The following is an 8,537-nucleotide window of genomic DNA, read 5'->3' as shown; positions in this document are numbered from 1 at the left end:
GATGGCAGAGAGGTCACACCCGTTCCCATACCGAACACGGAAGTTAAGCTCTCTAGCGCCGATGGTAGTTGGGACCTTGTCCCTGTGAGAGTAGGACGTCGCCAAGCAACTGTAAGACGAGTCAGAATGACTCGTCTTTTTTGTATGCTTTCATGCCTCTGTTAATTGCTTGTTTAACTCCTTCTAAATAGGCAAAGCCATGCCTTTTATCGGGTTCTAAGTAAGTACCTTCTGCCCATTCATTCCACGCATTAATAAATAAAAACTCGCTGTTGTAAAGAGAATAGGTGCGCTGGATTTGCTTACTTAAATATATCGTGAACTTCTCAGGAGTAGAGCCTACGAAAATGCTGCTATTTAAATCTTTGCGGCGTGCTGTGTTATCCCAGTCAACAAAGGCACCGGGAAATGTTTTTTTCTCTGAAGGAGATCGTTTTAATATATACATCCACACTTTATCATAATCCCAAGCGTTTATTTGTTTACCAGATTCATATATTATCTTATTTATGTCGGAAGAACTATCATGAGCAATTGTATAAAAAGGCTCGAATTGAATGCTAGCATCAAATCCATTTATATTAGGAAGTGGAAAGCTGTTTAATGTTTCTGTGAAGTATATACCTTTCAAACCATTTTCTTGTGCGAGTGTATTCCAGTAGTTAAGCATTTGCTCACAATTAGGTATATGCCCAGGACGATAAATAATGAATAGTGGTTTATCATTTATACGGATATACCTCTCATCTTGGAAAGCTTGTAATAAATAATCAAAGTGTTCTTTCCAATCTGATAATTCTCCGTAATTTTGAGGCATTAATATGTGACTATCAAGACCATCCCAAGTTTTTGTCCATGGTTCATTTGCCCAAGATAGGCAAAATGGAAAATCTGGTTCGCCCATCTGAAGTACCTCATTAAATGGTCTCTCCAATAGCCTCTTCCCTTTAAACCAGTAATGGTAATAACAAAAACCATATATGCCGTGTGCTTTAGCAATTCCTGCTTGCCACTTTCTTACGGATGGGGTGGTTAAGTCGTAATAAAAATCTTGATAAGGTTCTCTAGGTTGATAATGTCCTGAAAATAAAGGTCGTGCACTTTTAGTATTTGTCCATTCAGTAAAACCTTTTCCCCACCATCGGTCATTTTCTTTTATTTGATGAAACTGTGGTAAGTAAAAAGCAATTATTTTCAAGATATATCCCCCTTATGTGCTTCGTAGTTCAAGTGGTGGGAAGTTATTTTTGATTTTTCGAATCTAGTTAAAGCATGAGAACCGTTATTTACTTACTCTGTTTATGCCTCATAATGAATTTTTTTGTACAGTTTGCTTGATATGGAAATCTTTAATGTTTTAATATATACGGCTGAGAAATAAAATAATCTTCATTATACAATGAGCGAAAGAGTTAATCTTTTTGGAGAACAAATAGAGCTTGGGGTAATCGGTTTGCATCATCAAAAAAGTCCCGCAGCTTTAAATACTTCTCATAGTGATTTTTAATATAAGTTCTAGGTATAACAGTTTCTCCGTAGAAGCTACTATTTCTAACGTCTCCAGCTCCCGTAGGGCTGTGGACAAAATTGCCGCTTTCATAATCCGAGATGGCACGATTTATATCTGGAAAAGCTTGAGATAAAGTTTTATGCCATCCTGTCTGAATTAATTCAGGGTGTTCCTTAAATTGTTGACAAAAATCGAGAAAATAGCGCGCTTGTGTTGTGGCGATGAAGATGCCACCTGGACGAAGAATTCTTGAAAATTCCTTTATCCAATTTTCTGCAGTTTCTTCGGATAAATGTGAGAATACAGAATAAGCGAATATGATGTCTAATGAATTGTCATTAATAAATTCTGCAGGAGGTTGTGGGGGAGCTATTTTATATCTGCCTCTTCCTAAAGTTTCGTTACAAAGGTTAATCATTACAGGGTCTACATCAATACCAAGCAAATTTTTATGGCGAACATCTTTAAAAAAGAAGCGTATGATTCTTCCCCAGCCACAACCAAAGTCTAAAATTTTCCGTTCTTTATTCAAGGGAACGCCTAAATTATGGGCATATGTTTTTACAAGTCTATAAAACAAATATGCTTCATAAAGAGCATGTTCATAGGAAGCACCTACAAACTGTTGTTGAATTTCTTCAGGGGGGAACATAGGTACTGGGATACCATTTATCTTTGTTTGTGAGCAACTTTGTATAAATAGATGAAGAAGTTCAACATCAGAAAGCGGGCTAACAAGGTTATCAAAATCACTTCCTAACTTAAAGTCATCCATTTGTTAACCTCCAAATTATATGGTGCCTAAAAATCATTTTCTTGTTTTCTACTAATAAAAACATGTAAAAATTCAGCATCTAAGCCTAGTGATTTATCCTTTTGTAAATAAACTAGGGTATACATATTTGCATGTGTATAAATATATTCAATCATGTCTTGGCCCCAGTCAAATGTTACTAAAGACCCATTATCATCAATAGGATTTCCGTGATAAATTGGCTCTTCAATATACTCAATTCCATCCTCGTTGATTCTTGCCCTTTGCAAAGTTTTTGGAAGTGTGTGGTACCAAGGGACAGTAAACACATGAGCACCACCAGGCTTTAATACACGCTCTATTTCTTTAAAGGCTTTGTTTGGTTCCATTACATGTTCAAAGACATCTTGAGTAATGAACAAATCAAAAGATCCATTTTGGAAGGTCATGTTTTCTAAGTTCTCGCATCTAATCCCTTGAAAGTATTGGCCGAGAGGATAGTTTTTAAAGTATTGAGAGTATGTATAGTTTTTGCAGTTTTTTATTAGTAGTTGAGTTGTAATCCCTCCAGGAGAGGATTCGTGAATATGATAGGAACCCCATTTTGGAAAAAATGTATTTAAAACATGAATTAAAGCTCGTTGCCTTGGTATAGAGTGGCATGTAGAACATAAGTAGTGATCTCTAAGCCAATCGTTATGCTCTATAAATATAGCTTCCTTCTCACAAATAACGCAGTATCCATTATTGTGCTTTAAATTACCTTCCACATGACATCACTCCTGTGTAAAAAATGCATATGGCACATGCGTCAATAATCAGTGAATTCAAAGAGGGTAGGTGAAATTTAGGGAATCTATAACAGTAAAATTGATAGTAGGGAATAATTAGCGGGGGAGAATCCCACTCTAATTAAAGTTTCACTTTATGCTATGCGATACATTCGTTTTTATTCATTGAAGAATGTATCAATTTAAAATATCCCTTTCGTGTACGGATACATTTCAAAGTCTTGTGCATATATTTCTGTAACTAACGCCATTGTTTCTTCATCATAAAAACTTTCATATGTCGGAAAGCGAGGGAAGGCGACATCTGTAATGCTGAGTTCTGAATAGCTTCCTGTATACATCATTTTATGAGCGCGATGATGATCTGAATTTGTAAGTAGCGCTAAATTAGATTTAACCAAATCGTACGTATGTTCTATTTTGGTGATTTGTGTATTAAAATCTTCTAAAGGAATATAGTGTTGAATGAAGTTTTCTTCACCCGGAACGTATTGCTGACTAAAATGTATGTCCATTGCTACGGAATTTGGGCCTAATGCTCGAACGTAATATAAAAATTGTTTAAATGATATTCCTCGGTTACTATATTTGTCATTATATAAATACTGGCGGATACTTTCCCATTGAGGAATTGCATATGGATTGTCAGCAAGTAATAAAAATGAGCTGACGGCCCTTGTATAGGGATTTCGTACGAGTTTACAAACATCTTTTTCTGCTGTTAGAATCCCATTTTGTAACTCTGGTATGTAGTTGGTGTTGTTTTTATACACCCAGAATTCATAGTAATGAATAAAGTCATGGTATTTCTTTGCTTCATTAAACAATCCAATTTGAAAAAAGAACCAATTAGCTAAAGTAGTGCATCCGCTTCTGTGGCTCCAGAATAGTATAAGGGGAAAGTCTTTATGGAAATGTGGGATTCGATCTTTATGTAGAATTACATGATTTAAAAGCTCTTGATTTACATTCTTCATACATGTAGTGCTCCTTTTTGAAAGTTTTATTTATGGAGAGGGGGAAGCTTTTACTAATCCAATATATTCATAGGAATGAGTAAATATTATGAGTGTTTTTTGGGGGCAGCTTAAATAAGGTAGTGATTCTAAAGGGAAAATATAAAATAAAGATAATGAAAATTTATAAGGGGCATACAATTATAAGAGACTCAATAATAGAATTGACTAAGTTCATTTATTTATATTTCTAGGTGTGATAAGCAAAAATCTTATTACTAGAGAGGATATTATGCGGAAGAATAATTATTTAATAGTAGGTGGAAATAGTTTCATTGGTATTAACCTCGCATTAGGTTTATTGAAAAAAGGCCAAAATGTAAAAGTATTTTCCAGACATATAAATAATTTTCCTCAAAATATTATAAGTGAGGTTGAATTTATTAAAGGTGATTTAGCAAATGTTGAAGATATATATAAAGCCTTAGTTAATGTGGATATTATTATTTATTTAGCTGCAACGTCTAATGTAACAACTTCAATTGAAGATGTTTTCGGAGATATAAACAGTAGCCTTTTTTTTCTTAATTTCATGGAAAGTGCTAAAAATTTCCCCATTAAAAAAATCGTATTAGCGTCTTCTGGAGGCACAGTTTATGGTGAACCGGAATATCTACCTATTGATGAGGAACATCCATTAAAACCACTTTCTCCTTATGGAATAACAAAGGTGTCGCTTGAAAATTATTTGTACTTTTATAAGAAAAAATATGGAATGGACTATGTTGTATGTAGATATTCTAATCCGTATGGAAAATATCAAAACCCGTTAAAGAAAGTTGGAGCAATAAATTGTTTTTTGTATCAGCATCTCAGTAATGAAAAGATTAATATATATGGGAATCCACAAGAGATTATTCGAGATTATATTTATATCGATGATTTAGTGGAAGTTACTATACAACTATCGCAATTAAATCACTTGAAATTTTGTGTGTATAATATAGGTAGCGGAAAGGGTCTCTCTTTAAAACGAATTATAGTAGAATTGGAGAAATTAACGGAAAGAAAAGTGGACTTTATCTGCTATAAACAAAAGCAAGAAAACGTTCAAAAAATCATTTTAAATATAGATAGAGTAAGACGAGAATGTAATTGGGAACCGAAAGTGGATTTCAAAAGTGGAATTAGATTAAATAAGCTATGGATTGAAGAGTTCTTATATAGTAAAAAATAATAAGCCATGCCCTACTTCTGTATAAGTAGAGCGTGGTTTATTATTTTATTTCTTTTTTTATTACCCAAAGATCTTGATGTTCCCACCAAAAACCTTCAGTGTATTTTTTGATAATAGGATTATAAGGTAATAATTTAATTTTGTCACATACGTAAGAGGGGCTAACGATCGTTTGCCCGTATTGATGCACATCTAAATCGAGTTGTTCGCTAGAGGGGAGAAACCAATAACCCTTTTTATTTAAAGCGGGAAAGCCGAAGTACTTTTTACTTTGATATCCATGAGTTGTGAAAATGAGTAATCCGCCAGGGGAAACAGCATTATACAATGTCTGAAGCCAACGAAACCAAGTTGTATCAGGCATATGAGAAAAAAAGGATAGACAAAAAACGATATCGTACGTAGACGAGGCTAATTTTACTTGTTCTGGTTCAGGGTGAGATAATAGAGATGAAGTATGTAATGTGCTTTCAATAAAAGTAATAGCCTCTTCGTGTATATCACAAGTAGTTATACTTAAGTTCGTTTGCTGATTTAATAAATGACGTGTTACGCAGCCATATCCGGATGCGAATTCTAATAATTGAATTGGAGTGTCTACAAGAGGAGAAAAGGAAGTAATTAAATCTAAGAGTGTTTCTGCTGATTTTCTTCCATCTTTAAAATAATAATCTATTGCTTCTTTTTTAGATGGAAAGACTGGATTTGTGACAAGGAATTGAAAGATATGATCCTCTGGGTGGATATTTGCACTTACATTGTATTTTTGTGCAATTTGAGAAATCAAATGTTTATTTGCCTCTATAAATTCTTTCAAAGAGTAACACCCCTTAAATAATAGTAATGTCTTACAAGAGATACTGATGATAAAGAAAATATATAATTAAACCTTCAAATATGTTTCAAGGTACTTTCTATATGCATACATTTTCTTTTTTGAAATGTCGTCGATAGTAAAGGTGTCTTTAATGAAATTCTGCATTTGTACAACTTCACTGTAATGGGAATATGAATCTTCTGTTCTTGTTACGCTATTTGTATGTCGTCTATGATAGTTTAGAGGTTTTGGATTAAAATAAATGTTCCCCTCTTTAAGAAGAGAAACATAGAAAAACCAATCACCAGCTATTTTAAACTTTTCCAATTGTTTTGCTATTGTTTTTATATCTATGTTTTTAAAAACTACACTTGAGACATTAGGTATGGTGTTTTTGATAAGTAACGTATCTTGTATTTCATCTATCCCTTTTCGGACATAAGAACTCTGCCATTTTTCCTTATCAATATCATTTGTGTAATCCAAATAATGATTGGCCATGATATTTCCTTGTTCATCTATTTGTTTTGATTGTGTGTAGCTTAAGGTAACATCACTATCTATATGAAACCCTTGTATTACTTCTTCTAAAAATGTCTGATCACATAAGTCATCAGCCTCAGCAATCCAAATATAATCACCGGTTGCTGCAGAGACACCTTTTATCCATTGTTTAAATACAGAACCAGAGTTTTTATCATTAATAATCTGCTGAACTTTCAGGTGGTGTTTATTTTCGTTTGAGAGCAGCTTTTCAAATATAGATACGCTATTGTCAGTAGAGGCATCGTCTAGGAAGATTAGTTCGTAAAGGGGATAGGTTTGGTTTAATATGGATTTAACTCGTTCCGGTAAGTATTTTTCGTAATTATAGTTCGGTACAATGACGCTTATTTTTTTATAATTATGCTCAAGCAAGTTTAATAATTGATAAACGTAATCAAGAAAGTTGAAATCTCTTTCAATAAGTTCTTGGCCAAAGGTCCCTTTTTGTAATCGTAAATCTTCATTCCCAATAAGTTCATATATTCTTTCCAGCATCATAGGTAAGTTTAAATAGTCTACTAATGCGCCGGTTTGTTCCGTAACAACATCTTGAAAACCTCCAGCGTTTTTGAAACCTATAACAGGGACTTTGGTATCTAATGCTTCTAAAACTACGTTTGGGAAAGGGTCTTCTCTTGAAGTTAATAAATATAAATCAGCACCGGCGTTATATAAACCGATATCTGGAGTGGGGTCCACTAATGTGAAATGTGCTGTATATCTTGGGGATATTGTATTTAAAAAATGAACATCTGTTTTCCCAACCCAGATAAAATGAATATTCGTATGTACCTTTCTTACTGAGTAAGCAATAAGTGAGAATAAATCTATTCCTTTTCGATGATCAGCGAAACCTACCCCCAAAATGATTTTGCTATCGAGAGGCAGGTTGTGTTTTTTTCGTAATTCGTTTCTCGCTTTTGCAATATTGTTCTTATAAGGATTGTGGTTAAACAAACCTTGAGGGAGGATGTGGCATTTTTGACGATCTAATTGGGTGATTGTACGGAATTTTTCATACACGTATTGTGAAGGGAAGACAATTTTGTGAGCAGATTGGGCAATGTTTCTTGCTTTTCCCTCAGCAGAGTACTGTTGTATTAAATGCGGCAATTCATGTATTAATGAAATAACTTTAATATTATGTTTAGCTAGTAATGCAACTATATCACCACTTATGACGGTACTACATATGGCGATGGTATAGTCTTTTAATAATAACTTCTTTATTAATAATTCGACTTTTTCTTCCGTTGGGTAGTTTTCCTCTAGGCAATAAACAGGACCATACTTTTGAAAATCTTGGATTAAAATGCCCGTTCCAATAGAAATAATTGCGACGGAGTAATGAAAGTTTTCTTTAAGAGCTTTAATAGTATGTAAAGAAAGCAGTTGTGCTCCGTGGAAATGGGCATCATGGGATACATAAATGATTTTCTTATTAACATGCATTTCATAACGCCTCCTAAGTTAATTAGATTTTTAGTAAAGGTATGGTGTATTTATAATTCCTAGAGAGAAGTGGTATGAGAAATTGTGAATGTAATCGAAATAAAAAAGCTACTTTTAATATATATTTGTTTGGCTTGATATTCATTCTTTAGAAAGTAGAAACTGTCGATTATAAAAGTGACTGCACTAGTTTATTAATCTTTAGGGAAGGAGCATAAAAAAACTTTATAATTTATAAAATAAAAAAGATGAAAAGTATTGACGATTAGAGTATAGAGGTGTAGTATAGAACAGGTCGCCGATGACAACAACGTCGAAAGCGACAAACGAAATAAAAAACTTAGTTGACATTGAAAGATGAAAATGTTAACATAAGGAAGTCGCAAATGAGCGACCAAGTAGTTCTTTGAAAACTGAACGAAACAAACAACGTGAAACGTCAATTTTTATTTTAGATGCTAGACAAACTAACTT

At 33.6% G+C, this 8,537-nt stretch carries 7 protein-coding genes and 1 rRNA gene; 2 read left to right on the top strand and 6 right to left on the bottom strand.

From position 1 onward, the window contains the following. Window positions 1–107 (top strand): 5S ribosomal RNA (rrf, locus tag ACTFRS_RS28360); the annotation flags it as partial. Window positions 108–121: 14 nt separating this feature from the next. Here the strand turns inward: rrf and ACTFRS_RS28355 are convergent. The 4 genes from ACTFRS_RS28355 to ACTFRS_RS28340 all read right to left on the bottom strand — a co-directional run bounded on the left by ACTFRS_RS28355 (window position 122) and on the right by ACTFRS_RS28340 (window position 4,032). Continuing rightward, window positions 122–1,198: a glycosyltransferase WbsX family protein gene (locus ACTFRS_RS28355; protein WP_139869849.1), complete on the bottom strand. Its 1,077-nt coding sequence runs from the start codon at window positions 1,196–1,198 to the stop codon at window positions 122–124. 214 nt (window positions 1,199–1,412) lie between these two features. Further along, the gene (locus ACTFRS_RS28350; RefSeq protein ID WP_139869848.1) at window positions 1,413–2,285 is read right to left on the bottom strand and encodes a class I SAM-dependent methyltransferase; all 873 of its coding nucleotides are present in this window, start codon (window positions 2,283–2,285) and stop codon (window positions 1,413–1,415) included. A gap of 26 nt (window positions 2,286–2,311) precedes the next feature. Next, window positions 2,312–3,034, bottom strand: coding sequence for a class I SAM-dependent methyltransferase (locus ACTFRS_RS28345; RefSeq protein ID WP_139869847.1), 723 nt, complete (start codon window positions 3,032–3,034; stop codon window positions 2,312–2,314). Between the two features lie 203 nt (window positions 3,035–3,237). Continuing rightward, window positions 3,238–4,032, bottom strand: coding sequence for a sulfotransferase family 2 domain-containing protein (locus ACTFRS_RS28340; RefSeq protein WP_440025877.1), 795 nt, complete (start codon window positions 4,030–4,032; stop codon window positions 3,238–3,240). Window positions 4,033–4,303: 271 nt separating this feature from the next. Here ACTFRS_RS28340 and ACTFRS_RS28335 point away from each other — a divergent pair, with 271 nt between their 5' ends. Continuing rightward, window positions 4,304–5,248 (top strand): NAD-dependent epimerase/dehydratase family protein, encoded by a 945-nt coding sequence (locus ACTFRS_RS28335; protein ID WP_001230823.1) that lies wholly within the window; start codon window positions 4,304–4,306, stop codon window positions 5,246–5,248. Window positions 5,249–5,288: 40 nt separating this feature from the next. Here the strand turns inward: ACTFRS_RS28335 and ACTFRS_RS28330 are convergent, their stop codons facing one another. After that, window positions 5,289–6,065, bottom strand: a complete 777-nt coding sequence (locus ACTFRS_RS28330) for a class I SAM-dependent methyltransferase (RefSeq protein WP_440025875.1) — start codon at window positions 6,063–6,065, stop codon at window positions 5,289–5,291. Between the two features lie 66 nt (window positions 6,066–6,131). Beyond that, window positions 6,132–8,063: a glycosyltransferase gene (locus tag ACTFRS_RS28325; RefSeq protein ID WP_139869843.1), complete on the bottom strand. Its 1,932-nt coding sequence runs from the start codon at window positions 8,061–8,063 to the stop codon at window positions 6,132–6,134. Between the last annotated feature and the right edge of the window lie 474 nt (window positions 8,064–8,537).

The sequence above is a fragment of the Bacillus cereus group sp. MYBK139-1 genome (assembly GCF_051916915.1).
Taxonomy (GTDB): domain Bacteria; phylum Bacillota; class Bacilli; order Bacillales; family Bacillaceae_G; genus Bacillus_A; species Bacillus_A pacificus.
The sequence above is the reverse complement of the archived record's forward strand: the minus strand, read 5'-3'. Positions and strand labels throughout refer to the sequence as shown.